Annotated in this window: 22 protein-coding genes and 3 tRNA genes; 15 read left to right on the forward strand and 10 right to left on the reverse strand. The window is 43.6% G+C overall.

The genetic code is table 11. The features are described from left to right. The first annotated feature begins 38 nt into the window (after positions 1-38). The 4 genes from ftsH to B3D47_RS08265 all read left to right on the forward strand — a co-directional run bounded on the left by ftsH (position 39) and on the right by B3D47_RS08265 (position 4002). A complete protein-coding gene (ftsH, locus tag B3D47_RS08250) occupies positions 39-1928 on the forward strand; it encodes an ATP-dependent zinc metalloprotease FtsH (RefSeq protein WP_004814946.1) in 1890 nt (629 codons plus the stop codon). Between the two features lie 108 nt (positions 1929-2036). Beyond that, the gene (locus B3D47_RS08255) at positions 2037-2651 is read left to right on the forward strand and encodes a GNAT family N-acetyltransferase (RefSeq protein WP_286861275.1); all 615 of its coding nucleotides are present in this window, start codon (positions 2037-2039) and stop codon (positions 2649-2651) included. A gap of 76 nt (positions 2652-2727) precedes the next feature. Then, positions 2728-3582 carry a dihydropteroate synthase gene (gene folP / locus B3D47_RS08260; protein WP_286861277.1) on the forward strand — a complete coding sequence of 285 codons (855 nt, stop codon included), beginning with the start codon at positions 2728-2730 and terminating at the stop codon, positions 3580-3582. Positions 3583-3687: 105 nt separating this feature from the next. Further along, the gene (locus tag B3D47_RS08265; protein ID WP_004892021.1) at positions 3688-4002 is read left to right on the forward strand and encodes a DUF5713 family protein; all 315 of its coding nucleotides are present in this window, start codon (positions 3688-3690) and stop codon (positions 4000-4002) included. Between the two features lie 28 nt (positions 4003-4030). Here B3D47_RS08265 and B3D47_RS08270 read toward each other — a convergent pair whose 3' ends face one another. The 3 genes from B3D47_RS08270 to B3D47_RS08280 all read right to left on the reverse strand — a co-directional run bounded on the left by B3D47_RS08270 (position 4031) and on the right by B3D47_RS08280 (position 5773). Further along, complete coding sequence (locus B3D47_RS08270) at positions 4031-4720, reverse strand: hypothetical protein (RefSeq protein WP_286861280.1); 690 nt, start codon at positions 4718-4720, stop codon at positions 4031-4033. 92 nt (positions 4721-4812) lie between these two features. Beyond that, positions 4813-4898: transfer RNA gene (locus B3D47_RS08275), tRNA-Leu, on the reverse strand. Between the two features lie 146 nt (positions 4899-5044). After that, on the reverse strand, positions 5045-5773 hold the full coding sequence (locus B3D47_RS08280; protein WP_273798621.1) for a hypothetical protein: 729 nt from the start codon (positions 5771-5773) through the stop codon (positions 5045-5047). Positions 5774-5947: 174 nt separating this feature from the next. Between B3D47_RS08280 and B3D47_RS08285 the strand changes: the two genes are divergently transcribed. Beyond that, a complete protein-coding gene (locus B3D47_RS08285) occupies positions 5948-6454 on the forward strand; it encodes a hypothetical protein (RefSeq protein WP_286861284.1) in 507 nt (168 codons plus the stop codon). Between the two features lie 32 nt (positions 6455-6486). Here the strand turns inward: B3D47_RS08285 and B3D47_RS08290 are convergent, their stop codons facing one another. The 3 genes from B3D47_RS08290 to B3D47_RS08300 form a co-directional block, all read right to left on the reverse strand. Further along, positions 6487-6768 carry a hypothetical protein gene (locus B3D47_RS08290; RefSeq protein ID WP_004892033.1) on the reverse strand — a complete coding sequence of 94 codons (282 nt, stop codon included), beginning with the start codon at positions 6766-6768 and terminating at the stop codon, positions 6487-6489. 61 nt (positions 6769-6829) lie between these two features. After that, on the reverse strand, positions 6830-8155 hold the full coding sequence (locus B3D47_RS08295; protein WP_004892036.1) for a hemolysin family protein: 1326 nt from the start codon (positions 8153-8155) through the stop codon (positions 6830-6832). Positions 8156-8282: 127 nt separating this feature from the next. After that, the gene (locus tag B3D47_RS08300) at positions 8283-9272 is read right to left on the reverse strand and encodes a LysR family transcriptional regulator (protein WP_004814962.1); all 990 of its coding nucleotides are present in this window, start codon (positions 9270-9272) and stop codon (positions 8283-8285) included. 675 nt (positions 9273-9947) lie between these two features. Here B3D47_RS08300 and B3D47_RS08305 point away from each other — a divergent pair. From B3D47_RS08305 to B3D47_RS08320, 4 genes are all read left to right on the forward strand, one after another. Next, positions 9948-11549, forward strand: coding sequence for an isocitrate lyase (locus B3D47_RS08305; RefSeq protein ID WP_004814964.1), 1602 nt, complete (start codon positions 9948-9950; stop codon positions 11547-11549). 256 nt (positions 11550-11805) lie between these two features. Next, positions 11806-14907 carry a multidrug efflux RND transporter permease subunit gene (locus B3D47_RS08310; RefSeq protein WP_004814965.1) on the forward strand — a complete coding sequence of 1034 codons (3102 nt, stop codon included), beginning with the start codon at positions 11806-11808 and terminating at the stop codon, positions 14905-14907. 125 nt (positions 14908-15032) lie between these two features. Next, positions 15033-16361 (forward strand): magnesium transporter, encoded by a 1329-nt coding sequence (gene mgtE / locus B3D47_RS08315; protein ID WP_004814966.1) that lies wholly within the window; start codon positions 15033-15035, stop codon positions 16359-16361. 79 nt (positions 16362-16440) lie between these two features. After that, positions 16441-17034 carry a DUF4112 domain-containing protein gene (locus B3D47_RS08320; protein WP_004814967.1) on the forward strand — a complete coding sequence of 198 codons (594 nt, stop codon included), beginning with the start codon at positions 16441-16443 and terminating at the stop codon, positions 17032-17034. A 69-nt stretch (positions 17035-17103) separates the two neighbouring features. On the opposite strand, the gene htpX is transcribed toward B3D47_RS08320, so the two are convergent. Both htpX and B3D47_RS08330 read right to left on the reverse strand, forming a co-directional pair. Then, positions 17104-18009, reverse strand: a complete 906-nt coding sequence (gene htpX / locus B3D47_RS08325; protein ID WP_004814968.1) for a protease HtpX — start codon at positions 18007-18009, stop codon at positions 17104-17106. A 170-nt stretch (positions 18010-18179) separates the two neighbouring features. After that, positions 18180-18986 (reverse strand): lytic transglycosylase domain-containing protein, encoded by an 807-nt coding sequence (locus B3D47_RS08330; protein ID WP_171063233.1) that lies wholly within the window; start codon positions 18984-18986, stop codon positions 18180-18182. Positions 18987-19545: 559 nt separating this feature from the next. Between B3D47_RS08330 and ttcA the strand changes: the two genes are divergently transcribed. Together ttcA and B3D47_RS08340 are read left to right on the forward strand one after the other, a co-directional pair. Continuing rightward, positions 19546-20472 (forward strand): tRNA 2-thiocytidine(32) synthetase TtcA, encoded by a 927-nt coding sequence (gene ttcA, locus B3D47_RS08335; RefSeq protein ID WP_004814970.1) that lies wholly within the window; start codon positions 19546-19548, stop codon positions 20470-20472. Positions 20473-20698: 226 nt separating this feature from the next. Then, a complete protein-coding gene (locus B3D47_RS08340; RefSeq protein WP_004814972.1) occupies positions 20699-21082 on the forward strand; it encodes an SCP2 sterol-binding domain-containing protein in 384 nt (127 codons plus the stop codon). A 64-nt stretch (positions 21083-21146) separates the two neighbouring features. Here B3D47_RS08340 and B3D47_RS08345 read toward each other — a convergent pair whose 3' ends face one another. Next, the gene (locus B3D47_RS08345) at positions 21147-22262 is read right to left on the reverse strand and encodes a transglycosylase SLT domain-containing protein (protein ID WP_004814975.1); all 1116 of its coding nucleotides are present in this window, start codon (positions 22260-22262) and stop codon (positions 21147-21149) included. Between the two features lie 367 nt (positions 22263-22629). Here B3D47_RS08345 and greB point away from each other — a divergent pair, with 367 nt between their 5' ends. From greB to B3D47_RS08360, 3 genes are all read left to right on the forward strand, one after another. Continuing rightward, a complete protein-coding gene (gene greB / locus B3D47_RS08350) occupies positions 22630-23124 on the forward strand; it encodes a transcription elongation factor GreB (protein WP_004814978.1) in 495 nt (164 codons plus the stop codon). Between the two features lie 88 nt (positions 23125-23212). Next, positions 23213-23303, forward strand: a tRNA-Ser gene (locus B3D47_RS08355). A gap of 242 nt (positions 23304-23545) precedes the next feature. Then, positions 23546-23636 (forward strand) — tRNA-Ser (locus B3D47_RS08360). A gap of 36 nt (positions 23637-23672) precedes the next feature. On the opposite strand, the gene B3D47_RS08365 is transcribed toward B3D47_RS08360, so the two are convergent. Further along, positions 23673-24632 carry a LysR substrate-binding domain-containing protein gene (locus B3D47_RS08365; protein WP_004814981.1) on the reverse strand — a complete coding sequence of 320 codons (960 nt, stop codon included), beginning with the start codon at positions 24630-24632 and terminating at the stop codon, positions 23673-23675. A 241-nt stretch (positions 24633-24873) separates the two neighbouring features. Here B3D47_RS08365 and B3D47_RS08370 point away from each other — a divergent pair, with 241 nt between their 5' ends. Then, on the forward strand, positions 24874-26097 hold the full coding sequence (locus B3D47_RS08370; protein WP_004814982.1) for an acyl-CoA dehydrogenase: 1224 nt from the start codon (positions 24874-24876) through the stop codon (positions 26095-26097). The last annotated feature ends 215 nt before the right edge of the window (positions 26098-26312 follow it).

The raw sequence follows: 26312 nt of genomic DNA on the forward strand, positions 1-26312 counted from the left end.
GGGCATGATCAAATTAGATTGGAAATGGGAATAAAGCTTTGAGCGATCTTTTTAAGAATGCCGTATTGTGGCTCGTGATACTGGGTGTGCTGGTGCTCATCTTCAGCAACGTCAGTGATCGCAATCAGCCGACAACAATGAACTATTCAGAGTTTGTTGCAGCGGTGAATGACGGCCAGATTAAGCAAGTGACAATAGATGGCGAAAGAATTCGTGGTGAGAAATCAAACGGTTCCGAGTTTGAAAGTATTCGTCCTGCAGTTCAGGATCCTGAACTGATGCCAAATCTCATCAAGAACAATGTGGTTGTTGAAGGTACTGCACCACAACGCCAAGGCTTGTTGATGCAGTTGCTGATTGCAAGTTTCCCTGTGCTCTTAATCATTTTGTTATTCATGTTCTTTATGCGCAACATGGGTGGCGGTGCAGGCGGTAAGAACGGCCCGATGAGCTTTGGTAAGTCGAAGGCGAAAATGTTGTCTGAAGACCAGATTAAAGTCACCTTTACTGATGTTGCGGGTTGTGATGAAGCAAAACAGGAAGTTGTAGAAATCGTTGACTTCCTGAAAGATCCTGCAAAATTCAAACGTCTAGGTGCAACTATTCCTAAGGGCGTCCTGATGGTGGGTCCTCCAGGTACGGGTAAAACCCTGCTTGCAAAAGCGATTGCAGGTGAAGCGAAAGTTCCATTCTTCAGTATTTCCGGTTCTGACTTCGTAGAAATGTTTGTGGGTGTTGGTGCATCTCGTGTACGTGACATGTTCGAACAGGCGAAGCGTCATGCGCCATGTATCATCTTCATCGATGAGATTGATGCTGTTGGTCGTCACCGTGGTTCAGGTACAGGTGGTGGTCACGATGAACGTGAACAGACACTGAACCAGATGCTGGTTGAAATGGACGGTTTCGAAGGCAATGAAGGTATTATCGTCATCGCGGCAACTAACCGTGCTGATGTACTGGATAAAGCCTTACTTCGTCCAGGTCGTTTTGACCGTCAAGTAATGGTTGGCTTGCCAGACATTAAAGGCCGTGAGCAAATCCTGAATGTTCACTTGAAGAAACTGCCGTCTACAACGGGTGTGGATGTGAAAGTCCTGGCTCGTGGTACTCCAGGCTTCTCTGGTGCGCAGTTGGCAAACCTTGTAAACGAAGCAGCATTATTCGCGGCACGTCGTAACAAGAATACTGTCGACATGCATGACTTTGAAGATGCTAAAGACAAGCTGTATATGGGTCCTGAACGTAAATCGATGGTACTTCGTGAAGAAGAGCGTCGTGCTACGGCTTACCATGAAGCAGGACATGCAATTGTTGCGGAAATGCTGCCAGGTACTGACCCTGTGCATAAAGTAACGATCATGCCGCGTGGTTGGGCATTAGGTGTAACCTGGCAGTTGCCTGAGTTTGACCAGACCAGCCATTACAAAGATAAAATGCTGAATGATATTTCGATCTTGTTCGGTGGTCGTATCGCAGAAGAAGTCTTCATTAACCAGATGTCGACTGGTGCCTCAAATGACTTTGAACGTGCAACCAAAGTTGCGCGTGCGATGGTGACCAAATACGGTATGTCTGACAAGTTAGGCGTAATGGTCTATGAAGATGACTCGCAACAGTCATTCATGGGCAGTATTGGTAGCCGTACAATTTCTGAAGCGACTCAACAGCAGGTCGATGCTGAAGTACGCCGTATCATCGATGAGCAATATAAAGTGGCTCGTGATATTCTGGAAAATAACAAAGATATCGCACATGCCATGGTGAAAGCGTTGATGGAATGGGAAACAATCGATCGCGAGCAAATCCGTGACATCATGGAAGGTCGTGAGCCTAAGCCACCTAAGGTCTATGTTTCAGACAATCCTGTGATTGATGTAACACCGAAAGATGGTCCGTTGACTCCTCCGCCATTACCAGCCAATTAAGCTGAAAATAAAAAAACCACCTTCGGGTGGTTTTTTTATGGCAATGATTTGGATTGTTTTGGCTTGATGCTATATTCAGCTATAAAAAACCAATGGGCAAGAATAAAAATGACAATACCTGTTTTGGAATCCCGTATTTATCAGTTACGTTTAGAACCACTAACTTGGGAGCATTTGACAGATTTAGAAGCAGCTTGTGCTGAAGGGGATTTGGGAGAAGTGCTTTATAATTCTGTACCTTACTTAAGCGAATTAAAACAATATGTACAGCAAGCTTTAGCTCAACAAGCTCAGGGTACAAGGATGGCTTTTGCTGTGATTGATTTAACATCGGGTCGAGCGATTGGAACCACCAGTTATCATGATATCAAGCCTGAAATTCCACGTGTTGATATTGGTTATACCTGGTATGCACAGCGTTATCAGCGTACCTATGTGAATCGGGTCTGTAAATATCTCCTGTTAAGTTATGCCTTTGAAGAGCTTAATGCTCGGGTAGTAGGCTTTCGTACGGATCATCTGAATCTAAAAAGTCAAAAAGCCATTGAAGCTCTAGGAGCTAAACGGGATGGCATCATTCGATGTCATATGTTGCGTAAAGATGGTCAGACAGTGCGGGATAGCTATATCTATAGCATTTTAAGAAATGAATGGGTAGAGGTAAGATCACAGTTACAATCTAAGCTTATGCAATACTCAAATAAACCGCAGTTTGAAATTTAATTCTGGTTTGTTTCAGCTTTGCTTTATATCTCTATCCATACGACAATACGCTAGTTATTGGATTTAGGACGAAAACATGCAGCTGATGCCGTTATTACCACGCGTATGGACATTTGGACACTTAACACTGGATCTGTCCCAGCCGCATGTGATGGGAATTCTGAATGTTACACCGGATTCATTTAGTGATGGGGGCAAACATAATTCTCAAGATGCTGCAGTAGCGCGTGCATTGGAAATGATGGCAGAAGGCGCAACAGTTATTGATGTGGGTGGCGAGTCGACCCGTCCGGGTGCATCGGTGGTTGAAGTAAAAGAAGAAATTCGCCGTGTGGTGCCTGTAGTTGAAGAACTAGCCAAGCACAATGTCGTGATTTCAATTGATACTTCCCAGCCAGAAGTGATTAAGGCTGCAGTGAAAGCTGGAGCACATATCTGGAATGATGTTCGTGCACTGACACGACCGAATGCCTTGCTAACTGCTGCTGAGTTGGATATTCCGGTAATTATTATGCATATGCGTGGTGAACCTACTACGATGAATAATCTGGATCAGTATCAAGATGTCACGCTTGATGTCATTGCGGAATTAAAACAGCGGGTGCAGGACGCTTTAGATGCCGGGGTGAAAGCTGAGCACATTATGATTGATCCCGGTTTTGGATTTGCCAAAAATGCTGAACAGAACCTGAAACTATTGAACGAATTGTACAAACTGACTCAACTTGGTTATCCAATATTGTCTGCGTTATCACGTAAACGCTTCATTGGACAGGTGCTGGGTGGAGCAGAAGCCGTAGAACGCGCAGTGGGGTCAGTAGCAGCACACTTGCTAAGTATTCAACAAGGTGCCTGCATGGTACGTGTACATGATGTCAAAGCGACAGCAGATGCGATTAAGGTCTGGAAGGCAATGCAAGCTGCGGTTTAATTGTTGGCTAGATTGCATGTCAAGTGGCGTGCTGTTTGGCTTTTAAGCGGCAATATGGTATATAGGGCACGCTTAATTTTTAGTTATAGTTTTAGAGTGCCTGTAATGTTTGCAGATTTACTTCTCCCAATGTTCGATGATGAATATTATCCCGATATTCTGGTTGCTGAAGTAAAGCAGCACATCGAACGTTTTGCCAAAAAGGTGACAAAATCTGGTTTATCTGAATATGAGATTTATCAGTTTGCCAATGCGACTGTGGCAGAAATCAATGAAATGAAGCCGCAGTTCGAAGACCTGGATTCCTCTTTAGATGATACCGCAGCAGATTATATTGCTGAAGCCATGATGATGGTGGTGCAGGAACAGGGATACTTCGAAGTTGAAATGGAAGAATTGGTCGCCACTCGCGAATGGTAAAAAAAGCCCTGTTTTTACAGGGCTTTTTTTAATGATCTAAAAATGCTTCTTTAAAATTTTTATAATGAATTTCATCCAGCAGTTTCTGTTCTTCCTGCATGCAGCGTTGATGTAATTCTAGATAATATTTTTTTAAATCCTTTTGCAGTGGCACAGGTTCCGGCTCTTTACTTTGCGACTGTTGATAAGACCAGTAAGCCATTTGGCGGATATGCTGCAAACGTACCAGCAGGGTGCTGCGGGTAGAGTTTCTAAAGCCGGGCTCAATTAACACTGCTACAAAACTGCTGAAGGCAAGTAGACCCAGGCAAGGTAAAGCAATGAACGCTGAATGCAAATACTGGTAATTAATCAGTGAAAGAACAACAATCAGGGTTTGAATATACAAACAGAATTGCAGGCGCTTTGCGTAGCGTACAGAACTGTACTTGGCCTGAAACTGGGCACGCCAGATATAGGGATAGAGCATACTAATAAGTACGATCGTACCCGCACTAATGGCCTGATTCTTTGAATCCATAAAGTCTGGATAAAAAGGCAGGGAAAAGCACAGACCACAAAATGCTGTAATCAGCATCAAAATCCCGATACGCAAATATAAATACGGATCAATGGTTTGATTCAAATATTTATAGCGGCTATAGCTAAGTCTGCAAAAGAATGCATCAGGATGACGTAACTGTAATCTGGCTAGATCGAAAGAGCGGGGTGCGGACATGAGGAGGCACACTCTATTTATAAATTTCAGGCACAAAAAAACCAGCTCATTGCTGGGTTTCTGCATTTGCACCATTTTAAACTGAATCAAAATGGTGCCCGAGGCCAGACTCGAACTGGCACGCTTTGTGGGCGGGGGATTTTAAATCCCCTGTGTCTACCGATTTCACCACTCGGGCATGCGCGCCATCATAGATGAGCAGCGAGAGCTTGGCAAGATGATTTCTTATTATTTGTTTTATTTTCAGGCAATTTAGCCATTAAAATTTAAAAGAAAGTGAAGCTTATGTTATTCAAAGCTTTAAATTTCAATAAATTAATGGATTTACAGCATTTCATCCAGATAACTGTCCACATCAATATGTTTAATGCTTTTACAGTACTGGTGTTCAGATTTGAATAACTGGCTATACAGGTCGGCATAGCGGTTTAGCTGACGCTTGAGTACTTCATATTCAGGACTTTGAGCCGAAGTCATGTAGAGTTTTAATCGGGTTCTCAGGCTTTGCTTGTATGCCCAGAAACACACACGACGCAGTTGATGCAGCTGATAATATTCACTGTCCTGACTGTTTTGACGAAACAGATTTTCCTTATAAAAACGCACAAAGCCAAAACTGACACCAAAGAACAGGAGCGCCCACATCACAAACTGACTTTGTAAAAATTGAATATTCAGGGCAGACAGAATGACGATTACAGCAAGCTTGACAGGACTATGTCGTAATAGTTGATAAAGTGAATGCGAAGAATGCCGAATCTGTTTAATGACTAAGGGAACAATCAGCATCAAGAATAAAAGAATTGCCAGAATGGCATAGGCTTGTGCCTGAAAGTTACTCAGCTCAGTAAAATTACTCAGAAAAATATCTTTCAGTACGAAACTGATGGGCACAAAAATCATGCTCGCCAGTAGCCAAGGAATAAATTCACGACGGTCATCCAGTACACCTCTGGTCTTGATCTGGCTATAAAACAGGTAATTGTGCTTAAAAGCCGCCGGATAGAGCCGCTGAAGTTGCTGAAGCAGCACATTGACTTGTTGGTTTTGCATGTATGAAGTCGAGCAGGAGATGGATGAGTAAGATTACTATAAAGTAAATTGCTGAATTTTTCCGAAAAATTGCAATGCGCAATTAAATCATCTCACTTGCAGCAGGATTTTGTCTTTTTGTCCGGGAATTATGCGAAAATAGCCCATTGTAAATATTATTTGTAAGGGCAGTTCATGACTGATCAATCTCCTGAGACTTTAAGCGACATCGAAATTCTGGATCTGTTACAGACAATGAAAAACGATGAATTAGATACCGAAGCGAAAGAAGCTATTCGTCAGGGTGGTAAAGCGGGTCGTCAGGAAGCGCATAAACAGGCGCTGGTTAAATTGCATCAGTCATTTGAAGAAAAATTTGTTGAAGCAGTGTCTATCGCGCTTCATTTGAATGAAGCTCAGATCAAAAAGATTCGTTACAAGAAAGACCGTATCCGTATTTTAAAAGCGCGTGGTATTGATTACCTGGCGATTGATGGTGCGGAAACTGCATTTGTATTGGCACAGATCGCGCAGGCTATTGTGCGTGAAGATGCAATCGTGACGCATGACCTGCATAATATTTTCCCCTTCTGGAAAGAAGGCTGGCCTATGGTGCAGTTCGATAATGCCTATAAAATTCTGGAAGATGATATTCGTATTCACTACCAAGCAGTATTAGATGCATTGATCAGCAAATACTGATTCGAATAAAAAAGCACCTTAGGGTGCTTTTTTTAATGGTCATAAATCCAGCGCAATAAACCGCGTACAGGCCAAATAAATAAGCGCCACCATGTGATTAGAGGATAAATCGCCCAAAAAGGTTCAAATGACATGGTGTTGTCGTAACTTTTTCGACGTCTTTCATAGCTATACGGTGTGATCATGCAGGCGAAAATCAGTAATCCTACCGCTAAAAATAAAAATAGCGCATTTTGCTGTTTGGCAAAGAAAAAATAAATTAGATACAGCGCAGAATAAAAACTAAAACACGCAAGTAGGGCAGAAATAGACATCGATTCATCCTTTCAATTTTTATATTCTTTTTTTTAGTGTAACGTCTGTAGAAGAATCAGATTAACCTGATTCTTCCTCAATATTATTTTTATTGGGTTCCAGTAAGCGAGTCACCAGCAACTGGTCAATTTTGAAATGATCGACATCGACAACTTCAAATTTATAACCTGCATGAATCACGATATCAGCCGGACGTGGAATCTTGCGCAGCTTGTACATCATAAAACCAGCCAGCGTTTCATAATTCTCTTCATCTGGCATTTCATCAATGCCTAAGGCGTGTTTCATGTCTTCAATTGGCGTACTGCCTTCAATCAGCCATGAATCAGCATCACGTTTAAAGATCTGCTGATCTTCTTCCATTGGTGTTACCCAGTCACCCATTACGGTAATCATGATGTCAGACAGGGTAATCACACCCACGACAAGTGCATATTCGTTAATGACCACTGCAAACTTTTCTTTGCTCGAACGGAAGCGGTCCAGAAGTTCAGATAACGTCAGGGTGTCCGGAATCATCAACACATTACGAATGGTGGATTCATTTAGCTGATTGATTTTCTGGTTGTTGAGAATACGGACCAGAATGTCTTTGGCATCGACATAGCCAATCACCTGATCGATATTTTCATTACAGACCAGAAATTTGGAATAAGGATATTGCGCCAGTTTTTGACGAATACTGTCTTCAGCTTCAGTCAGGGTAAAGAACACCACATTTTCACGTGTGGTCATACTGGAAGGAACATTACGTTCTTCAAGTTCAAACACGTTTTCAATAAAGTGGTGTTCCTGCTTTTGTAACACGCCAGCCTGAGCACCGGCATCCATCACCGCAGAAATATCTGCAAAGGTAATATTGTCATCACGAATCGTATTGACTTTGAATAAACGGAACAACAAATTGGCAATGGCATTAATTATCCAGGCCAATGGCTTGCAGATTTTAATAAAAATTTGAATCGGGTTGATAACTGCGACTGAAATTTTTTCCGGTGCAATCATTGCCAGGCGTTTTGGCATCAGGTCGGCAAACAGAATGAATAATGAAGTCACCAGAGTGAAAGATAAGGCAAAGCTGATGTTCTCGGTCCAAGGACCATCATATATACGCGAGACAAATTCGGCGATATAAGGACGGAAAGCCCCTTCACCCAGAATACCGCCGAGGATGGCGACAGCATTTAAGCCAATTTGGGAGGCAGCAAAGAAGTCTGCTGAGTTTTCCTGTAAGTCCAGCACTTTCTGGGCACGGACGTCGCCTGATTCGGCCAAAATTTTAAGTTTGACCTTACGGGCACCTGCGAGTGCGATTTCAGTCAGTGATAAAAAACCAGCCCCCGCGATGAGTATTAAGATAATCACGATGTTTTGAAAGAGGCTCACGTAATCCACCTGTGGATTGATATTATCTTGGAATATTTTTAACACAAAAAAGGACTTGAGGTGTAAAAACAGATCTCAAGTCCTTACAGTATAAGCTTAAAAAATAATAATTTATGCGAAATTCATTTTAATAAGGTGAAAATTGCGAATTATTCTGCATAAATTCACGATTCTCTTCTTCAATCATCTGGCGCGCTACATACAAAATCAGCTGACGCAACCAGCGATGTGCCGGATGATGATGCAGTAATGGACACCATGCCATCTTCAGTTCAAATTCAGGAATATAGAAAGGGGGATCTTTAAGTAGCAAATTATGGTTCTTGGCTTGCAGGCGGGCAATACGGGTTGGTAGCGTTGCTACCAGATCTACATTTGACGCCAAAAGTCCCGGCATCTGATAGTGACGGGTAAATACTGAAATCTTACGTTTTTGCCCAATACGTTCCAGCGCCTGATCAATCCAGCCAAGTCCGGCCTGCTTCTCAGGATTAACCCCGAAACCCACGCCCATGCCGGTTTTAGATACCCAGATATGCTGTGCATCTAAATAGCTTTTCAGATTCAGATTGCCAGCGGCAGGATGTTTATTATTTAACAGACAAGAAAAGCTGTCACGCCACACCAGTACCTGATGGAAACTTTGCGGAATTTCATTAAACCGGTTAATCGCCAGGTCAACCTTACCTTGTTCCATGTCACGATAAGACACATCACTAGGTGTCAGGAAGTCCAGAACTACATTCGGTGCTTCAGAGCGTAAAGCCTTGACCAAGCGCGGTACCAGCGTCGCTTCAGCATAATCTGAAGTCATGATACGGAACACACGATTTGAGGTATAAGGGCGGAACTCGGTACGGGGTTCCAGAATCATGGACAGATCAGACAGGGCATCGCGAATACGTGGCTGCAGTTCGAGTGCACGTTCAGTCGGTGTCATCCCTTCAGAAGAACGGATCAGGAGGGGATCATTAAATAAATTGCGCAGACGACGCAAAATGTTACTCATGGCAGGCTGAGTCACGCCGAGTTGCTCAGCTGCACGTGTGACATTTTTTTCGCGAAGAAGTACATCAAGATAAATTAATAGATTGAGATCGACCCGCTCCAGATTCATAAAAAAAATACCGAAAATAAAATCATGAAATTATAGTGATTATGCCATAAGTACTGCGGCTTGTGTACGTGACCGATGAAAAAAAAGCCACCGAATTTATAGCAGTTTTTATTCATTTTCAAGCAAGAGGAATCTATTAATCAAGTCTGGGTTTTTTCTGTCAATTTGGTCAATTACCGGATCAAACTGGATACCTGTTTTTAGTTAAATCAGGGTAAGTGAAAATGATTTCAAGACAAGAAATGAGTCAATGATTAATAGTATATAAATTATGTGAAATATATAGTTTTGCATTAATTCAGTTTGCCGGAAATATAAAGGAAGACTGGCAAAAAAGACCAAAAAAATTAGGTCATCAAGCAAGTCAAGACTTAAGTCTAATGAATATTTTATATTCAATAAGCTGAAATTTTAGACAAAAATCTATTTTAAAAATTCAGAAATAAACTATTAATTACAATAATTTATATAAAAATGATCAATATATGATTAGACTTTCATCTACATATTTTTTAAATAAATAGTGATAATTCTTGCAGAATATTGGATTAATTTTTTTATTGCATCTAATCTCTAAACATCGCAACGAGCTGACTAAAATCTAAACAAAGTTTTGAGGGTCTGATTTTAGAACAACGTTGCAGAAAAATCCTAATATTATTACAGGAATATATCATGACTACATATCAAACAGCGATTGATGCAATCCGCGAATTAAAAGCGAAATTCGGCAACACTTGGGCAGACATCAGTCCTGAAGATGCTGCGCGTATGCAACTTCAGAACCGTTTCAAAACAGGTTTAGACATTGCAAAATACACAGCAGCAATTATGCGTCGTGATATGGCTGCTTATGATGCTGACTCTAGCAAATACACTCAATCTCTGGGTTGCTGGCACGGTTTCATCGCACAACAAAAAATGATTGCGAACAAAAAATACTTCGGTACAACTGAACGTCGCTACATCTACCTTTCTGGCTGGATGGTTGCAGCACTTCGTTCAGAGTTCGGTCCACTTCCTGACCAATCTATGCACGAAAAAACTTCTGTTCCTGCATTGATTGAAGAAATCTACACATTCTTACGTCAAGCTGACGCGAAAGAATTGAACGACCTGTTCCGTTCACTTAAAAAAGCTCAAGAAGCTGGTGACACTGCTAAAGCTGCTGAAATCACTTCTCAAATCGACAACTTCCAAACTCACGTTGTGCCAATCATTGCGGACATCGACGCTGGTTTCGGTAACGAAGAAGCAACTTACTTACTAGCGAAGAAAATGATCGAAGCGGGTGCTTGTGCACTTCAAATCGAAAACCAGGTGTCTGACGCGAAACAATGTGGTCACCAAGCGGGTAAAGTAACTGTTCCACACGAAGACTTCATCGCGAAAATCCACGCGCTTCGCTATGCATTCCTGGAAATGGGTCTTGACGACGGTATCATCGTTGCACGTACTGACTCTGAAGGCGCTGACTTGACTCAAAAAATCCCAGTGGTTAAAGAGCCAGGCGACATCGCTTCTCAATACATCAGCTACTTGGATACAACTGAAATTGACATTTCAGAAGCACAAGAAGACGAAATCCTGATCAAGCGTGATGGCAAACTACACCGTCCAAAACGTCTTGCTTCTGGTCTGTACCAGTTCCGCGAAGGCACTCAAATCGACCGCGTTGTACTTGACTGTGTAACTAGCCTTCAAAACGGTGCTGACCTTCTTTGGATCGAAACTGCGACTCCAAACGTAGCTGAAATCGCTCACATGGTTAACCGTGTTAAAGAAGTTGTTCCAAATGCGAAACTTGTTTACAACAACTCTCCATCGTTCAACTGGACTTTAAACTTCCGTCAACAAGCTTACGACCGTTGGGTTGCTGAAGGTAAAGACGTATCTGCATACGACCGCGCTAAACTAATGAGCGCTGAGTACGACAACACTGAATTGGCTGCTGAAGCTGACGAGAAAGTTCGTACATTCCAGGCAGATGCTTCTCGTGAAGCAGGTGTATTCCACCACTTGATCACTCTACCTACTTACCATACAGCTGCTCTTTCTACTCACGAGCTTGCTCAAGGTTACTTCGGTTCTGAAGGTATGTTGGCTTATGTTGCTGGCGTACAACGTAAAGAAATCCGTGGCGGTATCGCTTGTGTGAAACACCAAGCAATGGCGGGTTCTGACATCGGTGACGACCACAAAGAAATCTTCGCTGGTGACAACGCGCTTAAAGCGGGTGACGATGCGAAAAACACAATGAACCAATTCTCTGCTTAATCAGCTCTGAATCGATTCTAAAAAAACCCTGCGCAAGCAGGGTTTTTTTATGCCTAAAATAAAATGAATAACCTTATAAATTGTTGAAACAGCTAGATGAAAGGCAAAATCTTCATATTTTCTTCATGATTCAATTTTATACATATTTTTCTGTGATCAAGCCTTGCATTCTCTAGGCCACTGCCTGAATATCCTTAAGCTGACTCAATAATGCAACGCTTTCCATAATTCATTAAATTCAAAGTGATTCAGACTTATGCTGTCTAAGTTTTTCATTCATCGTCCTATTTTTGCAGGTGTGCTGGCCATTGTAGTCATGGCCATTGGACTTTTTGCGGTGATGAATTTACCTGTGGAACGTTATCCGGATATTGCACCACCGCGAGTGACCGTATCGGCAACCTATTCCGGCGCATCTGCGGAAACGGTGGAGGAGAGCGTGACCCAAGTACTGGAACAGCAGATTAAAGGCATTGATCACTTACTGTATTTCAGTTCCAGCAGCGATTCCTCCGGGCGTAGCCGGATCAATATCAGCTTTGAAAACGGGACTGATCCAGACACGGCTCAGGTACAGGTACAAAATGCGATTAATGGGGTGCTGAACCGCCTGCCTGAAGATGTACAACGGCAGGGTGTGAATGTGTTCAAGTCGCTGGGCGATACGCATATGGTGATCAGCCTGTATGACGAATCCGGGCGCAGTGACAATATTGCCTTGTCAGACTACCTGATGACACATCTGGAACAGGACATTTCCCGGATTGAAGGCATTGGTGAGGTGGATGTTTTTGGCTCGCAATATGCCATGCGAATCTGGCTGAATCCACTCAAGCTGAAACAGTATAACCTGATGCCTAGCGATGTGCGTGCTGCGATTGAATCACAGAATACCCAGGTCGCAGCTGGTGCTGTGGGCGATCTGCCTACGGTCGAGGATCAGTATCTGAATGCCAAGGTAACTTCGGGCACGCGACTCAGAACTGTAGAAGAATTTGAAAATATCATTGTAAAGTCTGCCCGGGATGGCAGCTTTATCTATTTAAAAGATGTAGCACGTGTTGAGCTCGGTGCAGAAAATTATCAATCCTATAGTACCAATAATGGTTATGCATCCGCAGGTCTGGCAATTTCGCTGGCTTCCGGTGCCAATGCCATCGCAACGTCAGAACGAATCAAGGCAGAAATTGCCCGTCTGTCTAATCAGTTGCCGGAAGGCTATAAGATTGCCTATCCACGGGATAACACGCCATTCGTTCAGGAATCCATTAAGGAAGTCCTTAAAACACTGGTTGAAGCCATTATCCTGGTGATTGTGGTGATGTTTATCTTCCTGCAAAACTGGCGCGCTACCCTGATTCCAGCAGTCACTGTGCCAGTGGTTTTACTCGGTACTATGGCAATCCTGTATGCTCTTGGATTCAGTATCAATACCCTGACTTTATTTGCCCTGGTTCTGGCAATCGGCCTGCTGGTAGATGATGCTATTGTAGTGGTGGAAAACGTTGAACGTCTGATGCATGAGAAGCAGTTGACCGCCAAGGAAGCAGCACTAGAATCCATGCAGGAAATCAGTGGGGCTCTGGTCGGTATTACTTTGGTATTGACGGCAGTATTTATTCCTATGGCGTTCTTTGGTGGCTCCACCGGGGTTATTTATCGTCAGTTTTCCATTACGCTGGTTGCTGCCATGTCCTTATCACTGATGGTGGCCCTGATTCTGACACCAGCCCTGTGTGCCCTGATTCTCAAACCAAATCCGAATCCGGCACGCTGGGCGCAATGGTTTAACCATAAATTGGAAAGTGTTAAGCAGCGTTATCTGAAACTTTCTAATGTCACCCTACAACATAAGGCCATCTGTTTAATTTTATTTGCCGGTTTGGTTGCTGTATTTGGTCTGTTCTATAAGGCTTTGCCAACCAGCTTCCTGCCAAGTGAAGATCAGGGAACGCTTAGCATTCAGGTGCGCCTGCAAGAAGGTGCGCCGCTAAAAAATACGGTGGCCACCGGAGAAAAGATTCGTGAATATTTCCTTGAACAGGAAAAAGACAATATTAATCTGGTGATGATGCGTTATGGCCGTAACTTCTCGGGTACCGGTCAGAATCTGGCAACCGGTTTTGTGGCACTGAAACACTGGGATGATCGTCCTGGCGAGGAAAATACTGCGCAAGCTATTCGTGAACGTGCCTTAAAACATTTCCGTGGTTTTAAGGATGCCCAGGTCAATATCAATATGCCAGCTTCAGTCAGCGGTCTGGGACAAACCGATGGACTGGAATTCTGGATTCGGGATATAGAGGGAAATGGCCGTCAATATCTGGAACAGCAATTTAAAGAACTGGAAGAAAAAACCAAACAATATTCAACGTTTGAAAATCTGGGTAAGCGCTCCAATCCCGAGAAGGCTGAATTAAAGGTTAATATTGACCAGAAACAGGCCATGGCCAATGGCCTGACCCAATCCGCGATCAACAGTACACTTTCTGCTGCCTGGGGGGGGAATTATGTCAATGACTTCATCGACCGAGGCCGGATTAAACGGGTAATGATGCAGGGTGATGCAGAATTCCGTTCCAAACCTGAAGATCTGGCGATGTGGCATGTGCGCAATGACCAGAATCAGATGGTGCCGTTCAGTAATTTTGCCACGGTAGACTGGAGCGGTGGTCCGGAAGTGGTAAATCGTTTTATGGGTTATACCGCTTTGCAGATGGAAGCGGATGTCACTAAAGATACCAGTACCGGTGAAGCAATGCGGGACGTAGAAGCATTAGTGGCCGATCAAAAAGGTATTGATGTGACCTGGAGTGGATTGTCCTTCGAAGAAAAACAATCCAGCAATCAGGCCATCTGGCTGTATGCGATTTCGATTGGCTTTATCTTCCTGTGTCTGGCTGCACTCTATGAAAGCTGGAGTATTCCAACTGCGGTAATGTCAGCAATTCCACTGGGTATTGGTGGGAATATCATTTTCAGTTATTTCGCAGGCTTTCCGAATGATATCTATTTCCAGATTGCCTTACTGACCACAATTGGTCTGTCCTGTAAGAACGCCATTCTGATTGTAGAATTTGCTGCTTTGGCAGAGCAGCATGGCAAATCCGTTGTCGCGGCAGCATTGGAAGGTGCAAGCTTGCGTTTACGTCCAATTTTAATGACGTCGTTGGCCTTTGGTGCCGGAATTCTACCACTGGTGTTTGCCTTTGGTGCCGGGGCGGTCAGCCGTCAGGAAATCGGGGTTAGTGTTCTGGGTGGGGTAATCTTTGGAACTGTGTTAGTACTGATCTTTATTCCATTTATGTATGTGATGATCCGTAGCCTGTTTCAGAAGAAAAAGCAGGAACTGAATTAAGATGCCTGTCATCTACCTTCAGCTATAAAGATCAATGAAGTAACACCATGCTTCACTCAGCTGAGGCATGGTGAATGAAATTAGAATATAAAAATACATGATAACAAGAGGGCAGCAGCGCGCAGATGGATCAGCAAGTTGAACAGGTACGGGAATTATTAAAATTGCATCAGACAGGTGCAGACCAGCAGCTAGCACAATTGAATATCGCCGATCAGGCAAGGTTATTAGCCGAACTGAAACCAGCTGAACGGCAGCATCGCTTTGAGCAGCTGCAACGCCCGGTAGAAGTCTTTGAATACTTGCCTCTGCATCAGCAGCTTCAGCTTACGGCATCATTATCTCTCGAAGAACTGGTGACCTTACTGGATGCAATGCATTCGGATGACTTTATCGACCTGTATAAACAGCTGCCTCTTTCGGTACAGCAGCAATTGCTGGGCAAGCTTTCAGCACAGTCATGTCAGGTACTAAAAGTACTCCATGCCTATCCGGAGGAAACTGCCGGTGCATTGATGAGTTCGGATTATTTGACGCTGCCTCCTGAACTCAGCATGAACGAGGCGATTGAGACGCTACGTGATATTGCTGGAAATCATGACACGCTGTATCTGATCTATATTGTAGATGTACAGCAACATCTGCTGGGGGTAATTTCATTACGTCAAATTATTCAGGCACTGCCTACCGCGACTATTGCCGAGGTTATGACGAAAGAAGTGATTTATGGCACGGTGGATGAAGATCAGGAAAAGATTGCACGCACGCTGGCCTATTACGACTTTATTGCCTTGCCGATTGTCGATACTTCCAAAAAACTGGTCGGGATTGTGACTTATGACGATGCCATGGATATTGCCGAGGCTGAGAGCACGGAGGATTTCCAAAAAGCAGGTGCGGTGTCACCGTTAGATCAACACAGTATCAAAACTGTGCCGATTTTATCGCTGTATAAAAAACGGGTATTCTGGCTGGTACTGCTGGTGTTTGGCAGTTTGCTGTCCAGTTTTGGTATTGCCAAATATGAGGATATCATTGCGGAACATATCGTATTGGTATTTTTCCTGCCGCTGCTGGTGGGAAGTGGCGGGAATGCGGGTTCTCAGTCTGCTACATTGATGGTTCGGGCATTGGCAACTGGTGATGTACAGTTTTCAGACTGGTTCCGTCTGGTTGGACGGGAGTCTCTGGTGGCGCTGTGTCTTGGTCTAACTATGGCCTGTGCAGTGTCGATTCTGGGTTATATCCGGGGCGATCTGATGGTTGCCGTAGTACTTGCCATCAGTATGACCGGGATTGTTTTACTCGGCTGTCTGATCGGCATGAGTCTGCCATTTATCTTGAATAAGCTAAAACTCGATCCTGCCAGTGCTTCAGCGCCGCTGGTGACATCGATCTGCGATGCCAGTGGGGTAGTGGTGTATTTGTTCGTGGCATCCAGACTTTTGTTTTAAGTTAATAAAATTACGCTATATTTTTGATATCTAATTAGGTTAGGCTGAATCATTACACAATGATAAACGGGTTGTTCCGATGATTGAGACAGACAACAGCAACTCACCAAAACTGACACAACAGGAAGTCATTCGCCTGGAACGGGATTTGGCCAAGTTTGCCAATATGATGGACTCCGTAGTCCGGATTCCGTTTACCAAGCAGGGTGTTGGTGCTGATGCTGCACTCAGTACCGTGCCAGTGGCGGGAGATCTGGCTGGTTTTGCCTTGACCTGTTATGCCATTTATAAGGCACGTCAGATCGGCGTGCCACAGTCCAAACTGAATCCGGTCATTAAATTGGCAACCATGGACGCCGTGGTCGGTTTCATTCCCGTGGCTGGAACCATCTTCGACATTTTTATCCGTCCTAGCCGTAAGGCCTTAGATATCGTGCATGATCATATCCGTGAGGAATACCAGATCCACACGGATCGGCATGTGGTACATCCTTTTCTGCATGAAAAACTGGAACAGAAACAGCAGCAGTCTGCATTCTGGCGCAATCCAGTAGTTGCCTGGATCTGGATTCATATTCCGGATATTCTGGGTACCATTTTCCTGATTCTGTTTGTACTGGCAATTGGCTGGGGTGGGATGGCCCTGTATCAATGGATCAGTCAAGCTGCTTAAACACAAAAGTATAGATAAAAGAAAAGCCTCCGTCAGGAGGCTTTTCGGTATAGCTTTTTGCTCAGTAGATTAAGGACAATCAAGCTGATGCAAAGCGGCTACACGTTGTTCAATCGTTGGATGTGTCTGGAACAATGCAGCTAAGCTGAAACCTTGTTCTTGACCTGCTGAAATTGCAAAGGCTTTCATTTCTTTCGGCATGGCATCTGGCATTTCAGATTCTGCCTGTAAGCGTAATAGCGCAGAAATCATGGCCTGTTTACCTGCTAAACGTGCACCGGCTTCATCGGCACGGTATTCACGATGACGTGAGAACCACATCACGATAGCGGATGCCAAGATACCAAATACGATATCAAGCACAATGGTAATCACGAAGAAAGCAATTCCTGGTGCTTCACCATCTTCACGGCCAAATACGTTACGGTCGATAAAATCACCAGCAACCCGGGCAAAGAACATGACGAAGGCGTTGACCACACCCTGAATCAGAGCAAGTGTTACCATGTCACCATTGGCAACGTGACCAATTTCATGGGCAAGTACAGCACGTAACTCATCTTTGTTCATGCGTTCTAGCAAGCCTGTAGAAACAGACACCAGTGCATCGTTTTTGTTCCAGCCGGTCGCGAAGGCGTTTGACTGGTAAGATGGGAAAATACCCACTTCTGGCATTTTAATACCAGCGCGCTGAGATAGCTGTGCTACTTCCTGTAATAACCATGCTTCTGCCTGGTTACGAGGAGCATTCGGATCAATCAGTTCAGTACCAGTAGTCTTCTTCGCCATCCATTTAGACATGAATAGTGAGATTAAAGAACCCACCATACCGAACACAAAACAGATCACTAGCAGGTTGCCTAGATTCAAGCCACCCGCGCCATGGTAACTACCGACACCGAAGAGTGACAAGATAATGCCAGCTACAACCAGTACCGCGAGGTTGGTTAGCAAAAACAAACCAATCCGCATCATTGAGAAATCCTCTTATTATAGAAAAATAATCTGATTAGCAAATTACAATCATTACCCTCAATATGAGGTGAAATGACTCAAATTTCAAGAAAAAAAATAGTAAATTGCGCAGAATTTACCTCCTCACCATGATCAATCAAAACTTAGGATGAATGATGAAGAGGAGGGGCTTAATCGTTGATATATATTCTGGCGGATGCAGTGGCATGTGCGGTGGCATAAGAACCGGCAGGCGCATCAGTGAAGCTGCCATCTGCATTGGCAATGATCTGACGCTGATAATTGTTGGCTTTGATGGTAGGTGCTGCCGACGTTTTATAATTGGCAGAGCTGGCTAGAATCTTGGCGGTTTCAACCGGTGCCGCAGCGGCAGTCAGATTAACGCCACTGGAATATAGATTGTGATACCGGCTGGTCACACGGCGTACATAGTCTTGTGTTTCGCGAAAGGGTGGGATACCGCCATATTTGCTGACATTGCCTTCACCAGCGTTATAGCCTGCCAATGCTAAAGCGGTATTGCCATTAAAACGTTTCATTAACCAGGCCAGATATTTGGCACCTGCCATAATATTCTGATGTGGGTCATAAGCATTGGATACATTAAAGCGGCGTGCGGTAGCAGGCATGAGCTGCATTAGTCCCTGAGCACCGACTGGAGAACGGGCATGGACATTAAAGCCGGATTCAGTATGCATCACAGCCTTGATCAGACCTTCAGAAATACCGTGCTTTTGTGCAGCCTCACGGATAATTGAATCAAAGGCATTTTTGTTTTTGCTATAGCTCGGCAATACCGAAGCCTCACTTGAGCCCCAGTTGCTATAGCTATGAATGTTACTGTCCGGGTAATAGGTCTTTTTTTCTACTTTTAGATTACTGTAGCGACCTTTATTATTCGTCAGCAGGGTAACACCATTGCTATCTTTCATTTGATAGATCGTCTGACCTGCATGCGAAAAAGCAGCAGTTCCCATCAAAATATAAAGACAACTTAGTACAGAAGTCCCCTTAAACCACAAATTTTTATTCATTGTAAGTATATGTATTGAACATTTGTCCCCAAAACTTACTACAGAGTTTAACAAAATTTACTGTAATGAAAAGTGATGAGCGACGCATTTATAAACAAGTTTGTAAATGCAAGTCCCTAATGTTGAAGAACTAACCAAAAAAAATATTTATTTTTTTTTAATATGGCTTTCTTGACACACTTAAGTAATTGATTATAAATATAAAATAAATTGGTTAAAAAATGATCAATTTAAATAGAAGCCTTATTTTTGGGGCCGATAAAGCTGTCAAGTCGTTTTAAATCCACAAAGTTATCCACAGGTTTTGTGGAAAACTGTGGAAAAGTCCAAAACATAAGCATCCTGGATAAAAAATGAACTGTTTCGTTCAATTTATCAATCTAAATAAAACATGAAGTTTAGAGTATTACTTCAATAACAGGAAAATAAATTCTTTTGATGCGAGAAGCACCCGAATCGGATAAAATTGCGCGGTATTTTTATTTATGGGTTATTCTCGTCTATGTACTCGCCAGTTGAATCCGAGCAAGGATTTAATTTCAAACCGGAATTGCCAACAAGCTCTGCCTATTACCGTTTGTTGAAAAAGCTTCGCCGTCAGGTCGGACACGCTATTCGTGACTTTAAAATGATCGAAGATGGCGACAAGGTCATGGTATGTATTTCTGGTGGTAAAGACAGCTATACCTTGTTAGATATCATGCTGCAGTTCAAGCGTATCGCACCTATCAACTTTGATGTGGTTGCAGTAAACCTGGACCAGAAACAGCCGGGCTTCCCTGAAGATGTATTACCACGTTATCTTGAAGAAAATAACATTCCGTATTACATCCTGGAAAAAGACACTTACAGCATTACCAAGAAACTGACGCCTGAAGGCAAGACTTACTGTGCCGTATGTTCTCGTCTGCGCCGTGGCTCGCTGTATGGTTTCGCGCAAGAAATTGGTGCGACCAAAGTTGCGCTCGGTCATCACCGTGATGACATCCTGGCAACGTTCTTCCTGAACCTGTTCCATGGCGGCAGCTTAAAAGCGATGCCACCAAAACTGTTGTCTTCAGACAAGAAGAACATCCTGATCCGTCCACTAGCTTATGTGGAAGAGAAGGACATTATCAAATATGCCGAGATGCGTCAGTTCCCGATCATTCCATGTAACCTGTGTGGTTCTCAGGAAAACCTGCAACGTGCCATTATTAATGACATGCTGCGCGACTGGGATAAAGCTCATCCGAAACGTCTGCACAGCATTTTCGGTGCATTGCAAAATGTTTCACCGTCACAACTAGCTGACCGTGAACTGTTTGACTTCGAGGCACTCGACAGCCAACGTGAATTCGACTTTAAAGATTCTTGCTCAACTGAAGAAGCAGTAGAAGGCGAAAGCAAACGAATTAATATGGTCAACCTCGGTTTTGCTGCGGATTAAGACCTTTTTGACGGGTATTCATTCAAGTTGAATGCCCGTCAAGCCTTATAAATCAAGATCATGTACATAAAAACAGAAAGATAATGACAAAAATTGAACGCTGCGTACAAAATTCGTTAGCCATTCGACAAATGATCATGTTATAACAATCTGCAAGCGCAATAGCGTCAACAATGATGTTGTCTGGATAGACGACACACACGAACTAATAAATTGAGGAAAGATCATGCCTGCTTTTTTAACTGATGATTGGTTTTCAACTGTAGAAACTCTGACTGCTCAAGCAGGTGACCTAAACCTGGCGCCAGCGCTTGCGAATCTTGCAATCAATCTGGTGGTTGCGGACGCTACAGGTAATACTGAATTATCTTTAGATGGTGGAGCGATCAAAAAAGGTCTGTCTTCAAATGCGAAGACTACGCTGAACATGGATGCAGAAACTCTGCGTAAAGTATTCCTTGAGTTTGACATGGCTGCTGCAATGCAAGCATTCATGACTGGTAAGATCAAGGTTCAGGGGGATATGTCTCAGCTGATGGCGTTGCAAACTGCAAAACCAAGCCAAGAGCAAAAAGACCTGTTCAAGAAAGTGCTTGAGCAAACAACCTGATCAGTCCTATCTGCATAAAAAAAAGCTTACCCCAGGGTAAGCTTTTTTTTATGGTTTGAATAAATCAGATATTCACAAGCTCTGAACTTTTAATCTGTTCCAGATAAGAACGGATACGGGTTACATATTGCAGTGCCTGACGATAACGGCCATTGCTGGCTTTGTTATGCTCCAGATAGCTATACAGGTTTACCCAGTTATCCGGATCTTTCCCCTGGTTACGGATACTGTTCTGAATTTTCTGAACTGCACCCGGACCCATGTTATAGGCTACTAAGGCATACCAGTTACGGTCCGGCATAGGGATATGCTCAAAGCGTGACAGCATCTTGTCATAGTATTTCGCACCACCCTCAATACTTTGAACAGGATCGGTACGGTTATTTACACCCATTGCCTTTGCGGTTGAGCTTGTCAGCATCATCAGACCACGGACACCGGTCGGGGACACGGAGTTTGGCTTGAGATAGGATTCCTGGTAGCCGATCGCGGCGAGCAGATGCCAGTCCAGGCCGTACTGCTGTGCAGATCGCTGGAAGCTGGCCTTGTAAATGGGGAGGCGCTGGCTAAGATCCTGATGGATATTATCCCTGAAATGCTCCTCGACTACATTCTGATTGTAAAAGGAAGCGAGCTGATTGATTGCGCCGCTTTGCTTGCTGTTACATACGAAATTACTTGCAGTCTGGCTCAATGGATCATTGGCTGATTTGAAAACCCAGTTCAGGTTGGCATTCAGGCCTTTAGACAACAGGGAACTGCCATCACCACAAGTTGCAGAGAATGACGTCAGTTTACGCGCTTCAATGCTGCTGATACTGCTTGTAGTCATTGCCATGTTGGCTTTGCCTTGAGCAACCATTTTTAATGCAGAGGCATCATCGCTCACTGTTTTGAAATCCAGTTTTACATTCATGTTTTTGGCATAGTTACGAACCAGATCATAACCAAAACCATGCAGGTGACCACCTTCTTCAAACACTGTGGTCGGGCTCTTCACAGCAACAACAGTAAGCTTATTGCTGTTGACGACACTATCAAACTGGTGTGCCGGTGTTTTACTTGCATTGATAGCGTGGAATGGAACAAGCGCAGTGCTCAATACAAGAATTTTTACAGGGAGAGAGGAAAATAAAGATCTTAGGCAAAGCCTCGACCCAGAAGATGAACTACTGTGCATGTTGTCTCCGCTACAAGTAATTTATGCCCTCGAAAGTTTTAGGCAAAAGACACCACAGAACTTTCTTAAAGTTGATAAATTCAATTAGGGTTGGGCAGTCATGACGTCATTCAAAATGACTTGGGATTAAACGGCAATGTGTAGAAAAACTACACAGAGTAAAAAATAAACAAAGTTAATCAGATGTGCGCATGGTAATGATCAAAAAATAGATTGTCAAATTTTGTACGCAAAAATGTTTAAAAATGTAATTTAAGTATTTAAAATCATTAGAAAATTTTTTTAGTATTATGTTTGCTTGTTAAAATAGCCAATAAAATAGGGCAGTTAGCAAGGAAAATGATGTCATGAGTGGTGTAAGAAAACGATGAAATCCAATTTGATTACCCGTGGTGGGCATGACAAATTAGTGGCAGAACTTAAATATCTGTGGCATGAAGAACGACCGGAAATCACTAAAAAAGTGAACTGGGCCGCCAGCCTGGGCGACCGTTCTGAAAACGCTGACTACCAGTACAACAAGCAGCTGTTACGCAAGATCGACCGTCGTGTCCGTTATTTGGGCAAACGTCTGGAAGAGCTACGGATCATTGACTTTTCACCTGAGCAGGAAGGGAAGGTTTACTTTGGTGCTTGGGTCGAAATTGAAAATGAAGCCGGAGAACAAAAGACTTTACGGATAGTGGGAGTTGATGAAATTTATGACCACCATCCACAGCATATTTCGATTGATTCGCCAATGGCACGTGCGCTGCTCGGCAAGCAGGTTGATGATGAAGCAGAAGTAATAACACCCTCCGGTAAGAAAGTCTGGTTCATCAATACCATCCGCTATGAAAAGCCTGAAAATTCAGCAAATTGACCGAATTGATTTTATTTTGTGCATTTGATAGCTAAATTTCTGAAAAATATTTGCCAAGCCGGATTTTTATTTATATGATGGCGCCCATGGAAGCGTGGCAGAGCGGTTTAATGCACCGGTCTTGAAAACCGACGAGGGCTTATACCCCTCCGTGAGTTCGAATCTCACCGCTTCCGCCAAATTTGAAAACCCCGATCGAAAGATTGGGGTTTTTTTTATGCTTATAATTTTTTTCATGTTAGTGATTCCGTTTTAATCAGCATCATAAATTTATTGGGTTTATTTTTATTATTCATCTATCTATCAAGTGTCTACTCAAGAAAAGCGTCCGGCTGAAAATTAGCTGATTGAACGGATTTTTTAATAAGTTTTGCGAAAATTTATTGCCAAGAAACAGAAATATTTATATGATGGCGCCCATGGAAGCGTGGCAGAGCGGTTTAATGCACCGGTCTTGAAAACCGACGAGGGCTTATACCCCTCCGTGAGTTCGAATCTCACCGCTTCCGCCAGATTTGCAAAGCCCCAGTCGAAAGATTGGGGTTTTTTTATGGGGCTTCAGAATCAGCCTGAATGGGTTCTTGCTGTAGTTCTTCTTTCATCCAGTTTACAAATCTGGCAATGAGCGTGGAATGTTCATTATGAGCATGAATCAGGTGATAGGCCCGACGTCGTTCCAGTTTCTGATCGGAAATTTTCACCAGTTCGCCACTGGCGAGTTCTGTTTCAATTAACATCTGCGGAATCAGGGCCATTCCCATATCATGTTTGGCTGCAACGGCCAGCATAGAAAATAATTCATGCCGCTGTCCGCCTAAAGGATTTGGATGTTTTACCTGATGCAATTCGAACCAGTCCTGCCAGATTGTGGGGCGGGTCGTCTGTTGTAAAAGCGGTAACTGTAATAGTTGTTCAGCACTCAGTATTAAATGTGGTGTGTCAGCTGTTACATTCATTTTTAAATGTGTTTTGATGAGACTGGGTGAACAGACAGCAACCACGTCTTCATGCATCAGGAAATGACTGGTAATCCCGGGCCACTGTGCGACCTGTTCTGGGGTACCTGCATAAATGGCAGCATCGAAGATAGTTTCATGAAACAGGAAGGGGCGTGTGCTGGTTTCCAGATGTACAGTAATTTCCGGATGACGCTGCTGGAAACGATGTAGCTTAGGTAGTAGCCACCGGGTTGCAAAAGTAGGAACAACTCCCAGTTTCAGCGTACCGCCTTGACCTTTATGTTCTATAACATCCAGCGTAGCTTGTTCCAGACTTATTAATAAAGGTTTGATACTTTCATAATATTGCTGTCCTGCTGCGGTCAGTTCCACGCCATGACGCGTACGGCTAAACAATTGTACCTCGAGTAATTCTTCCAGATGCTGGATCTGACGTGAGATCGCACTCTGAGTCAGAAAGAGCTCCTGTGCAGCATGGGTATAACTGGCATGGCGTCCTGCAGATTCGAAGCACATGAGGCTTTGGGTAGAAGGGATTTTTCGGCGCATAATTTCCTCCCTGAAAATATCGTCCTATCACAAAATGACATATTAAACTTAAACCTATATACAACTTTGGTCTACAGCATTGAGTTAATCAGGCTTACAAGTTTGTTGATTGAAAGGCTCATATCTCAGTTATGCAATTAACGCATATCTGCATGCTAAATACTCGTTTGAAAGCTATTTCATTCCTGCCTAGGATCAAGTCAGAAGATCGAGAACAATAGACAGCTAAGCAGAGGATGCGATGAATCAAATGGTCAATACAAAAAAAGCCCAGAAAAACTATTTTGACTGGCAAGACCCATTTTTACTGGAGCAGCAACTGACAGAAGAAGAGCGCATGATTATGCAATCTGCACGCGCTTATTGTCAGGGGAAGCTTCAACCACGTGTATTGGAACAATTCCGTCATGAACAGACTGATCCGAATATTTTCCGTGAGATGGGTGAGCTCGGCTTGCTAGGACCGACGATTCCTGAACAGTATGGTGGTGCAGGGTTGAACTATGTCAGCTATGGCCTGATTGCTCGTGAAGTTGAACGTGTCGATTCAGGTTACCGTTCTATGGCCAGCGTACAAAGCTCGCTGGTGATGGTGCCAATCAATGAATTTGGCTCTGAAGAGCAAAAACAGAAGTATTTACCAAAACTGGCAACTGGTGAATATATCGGCTGTTTCGGCCTGACTGAACCAGATCATGGTTCAGATCCGGGCAGCATGATTACTCGTGCCAAGAAAGTCGATGGCGGTTACCGCTTAACTGGCGCAAAAATGTGGATTACCAATAGTCCGATTGCCGATGTATTTGTAGTATGGGCGAAAGAAGTCTCTGCTGAAGGTAATGTTGGGGATATTCGTGGCTTTATTCTGGAAAAAGGCTGGGAAGGTTTATCTGCACCAGCGATTCACGGCAAAGTGGGTTTGCGTGCTTCGATCACCGGCGAAATCGTGATGGATAATGTATTTGTTCCAGAAGAAAATGCCTTTCCGGAAATTCGTGGCTTACGTGGACCATTTACCTGTCTGAACAGTGCACGTTATGGCATTGCCTGGGGTGCGATGGGCGCAGCTGAATTCTGCTGGCATACTGCACATCAATACACCATGGACCGTAAACAGTTTGGTCGCCCATTGGCAGCCAACCAGCTAATTCAGAAAAAACTGGCGGATATGCAAACTGAAATTGCGCTTGGCTTACAGGTCGCTTTACGTTTTGGCCGTATGAAAGATGAAGGGATTGCTTCGGTAGAAGGAACTTCACTGATCAAACGAAATAACTGTGGTAAAGCTCTGGATATTGCTCGTGTTGCGCGTGACATGATGGGCGGTAACGGCATCTCTGATGAATTTGGTGTGGCGCGTCATCTGGTCAACCTGGAAGTGGTGAATACCTATGAAGGTACCCATGACGTGCATGCCTTGATTCTCGGTCGTGCCCAAACAGGTATCGCAGCTTTTTCTAATTAATTTATTTTCTAAATTCGGGATGCTCAGGGTTGAGCATCCTTAGGGCTTTTGTCCCTAAAAACCGGTCAATAACTTAAATAAAGGATTCATCGTGAAGCTTTCTTGTCATTCTCAGTATTAATAAGCAGAAGTTCATAAGATGTAAGCAGAAAAAGAATAAAGAACGCTGCTGTAAACCTGAAGACAGAGGAATGTCGATGACTCATTTGGGAAAA

It is taken from the genome of Acinetobacter sp. UBA3461 (assembly GCF_002381195.1).
Taxonomy (GTDB): domain Bacteria; phylum Pseudomonadota; class Gammaproteobacteria; order Pseudomonadales; family Moraxellaceae; genus Acinetobacter; species Acinetobacter schindleri.

Excerpts from the sequence above, each read along its gene's own strand:
- ttcA (WP_004814970.1), top strand. The coding sequence starts at position 19,546 with ATGTACTCGCCAGTTGAATCCGAGCAAGGATTTAATTTCAAACCGGAA.
- B3D47_RS08370 (WP_004814982.1), top strand. The coding sequence starts at position 24,874 with ATGAATCAAATGGTCAATACAAAAAAAGCCCAGAAAAACTATTTTGAC.
- B3D47_RS08345 (WP_004814975.1), bottom strand. The coding sequence starts at position 22,262 with ATGCACAGTAGTTCATCTTCTGGGTCGAGGCTTTGCCTAAGATCTTTA.
- B3D47_RS08280 (WP_273798621.1), bottom strand. The coding sequence starts at position 5,773 with ATGCAAAACCAACAAGTCAATGTGCTGCTTCAGCAACTTCAGCGGCTC.
- mgtE (WP_004814966.1), top strand. The coding sequence starts at position 15,033 with ATGGATCAGCAAGTTGAACAGGTACGGGAATTATTAAAATTGCATCAG.
- B3D47_RS08305 (WP_004814964.1), top strand. The coding sequence starts at position 9,948 with ATGACTACATATCAAACAGCGATTGATGCAATCCGCGAATTAAAAGCG.
- B3D47_RS08310 (WP_004814965.1), top strand. The coding sequence starts at position 11,806 with ATGCTGTCTAAGTTTTTCATTCATCGTCCTATTTTTGCAGGTGTGCTG.
- B3D47_RS08340 (WP_004814972.1), top strand. The coding sequence starts at position 20,699 with ATGCCTGCTTTTTTAACTGATGATTGGTTTTCAACTGTAGAAACTCTG.
- B3D47_RS08255 (WP_286861275.1), top strand. The coding sequence starts at position 2,037 with ATGACAATACCTGTTTTGGAATCCCGTATTTATCAGTTACGTTTAGAA.
- B3D47_RS08290 (WP_004892033.1), bottom strand. The coding sequence starts at position 6,768 with ATGTCTATTTCTGCCCTACTTGCGTGTTTTAGTTTTTATTCTGCGCTG.
- B3D47_RS08265 (WP_004892021.1), top strand. The coding sequence starts at position 3,688 with ATGTTTGCAGATTTACTTCTCCCAATGTTCGATGATGAATATTATCCC.
- B3D47_RS08320 (WP_004814967.1), top strand. The coding sequence starts at position 16,441 with ATGATTGAGACAGACAACAGCAACTCACCAAAACTGACACAACAGGAA.
- folP (WP_286861277.1), top strand. The coding sequence starts at position 2,728 with ATGCAGCTGATGCCGTTATTACCACGCGTATGGACATTTGGACACTTA.
- B3D47_RS08365 (WP_004814981.1), bottom strand. The coding sequence starts at position 24,632 with ATGCGCCGAAAAATCCCTTCTACCCAAAGCCTCATGTGCTTCGAATCT.
- B3D47_RS08300 (WP_004814962.1), bottom strand. The coding sequence starts at position 9,272 with ATGAATCTGGAGCGGGTCGATCTCAATCTATTAATTTATCTTGATGTA.
- htpX (WP_004814968.1), bottom strand. The coding sequence starts at position 18,009 with ATGATGCGGATTGGTTTGTTTTTGCTAACCAACCTCGCGGTACTGGTT.
- B3D47_RS08270 (WP_286861280.1), bottom strand. The coding sequence starts at position 4,720 with ATGTCCGCACCCCGCTCTTTCGATCTAGCCAGATTACAGTTACGTCAT.
- greB (WP_004814978.1), top strand. The coding sequence starts at position 22,630 with ATGAAATCCAATTTGATTACCCGTGGTGGGCATGACAAATTAGTGGCA.
- B3D47_RS08330 (WP_171063233.1), bottom strand. The coding sequence starts at position 18,986 with ATGGGAACTGCTGCTTTTTCGCATGCAGGTCAGACGATCTATCAAATG.
- B3D47_RS08285 (WP_286861284.1), top strand. The coding sequence starts at position 5,948 with ATGACTGATCAATCTCCTGAGACTTTAAGCGACATCGAAATTCTGGAT.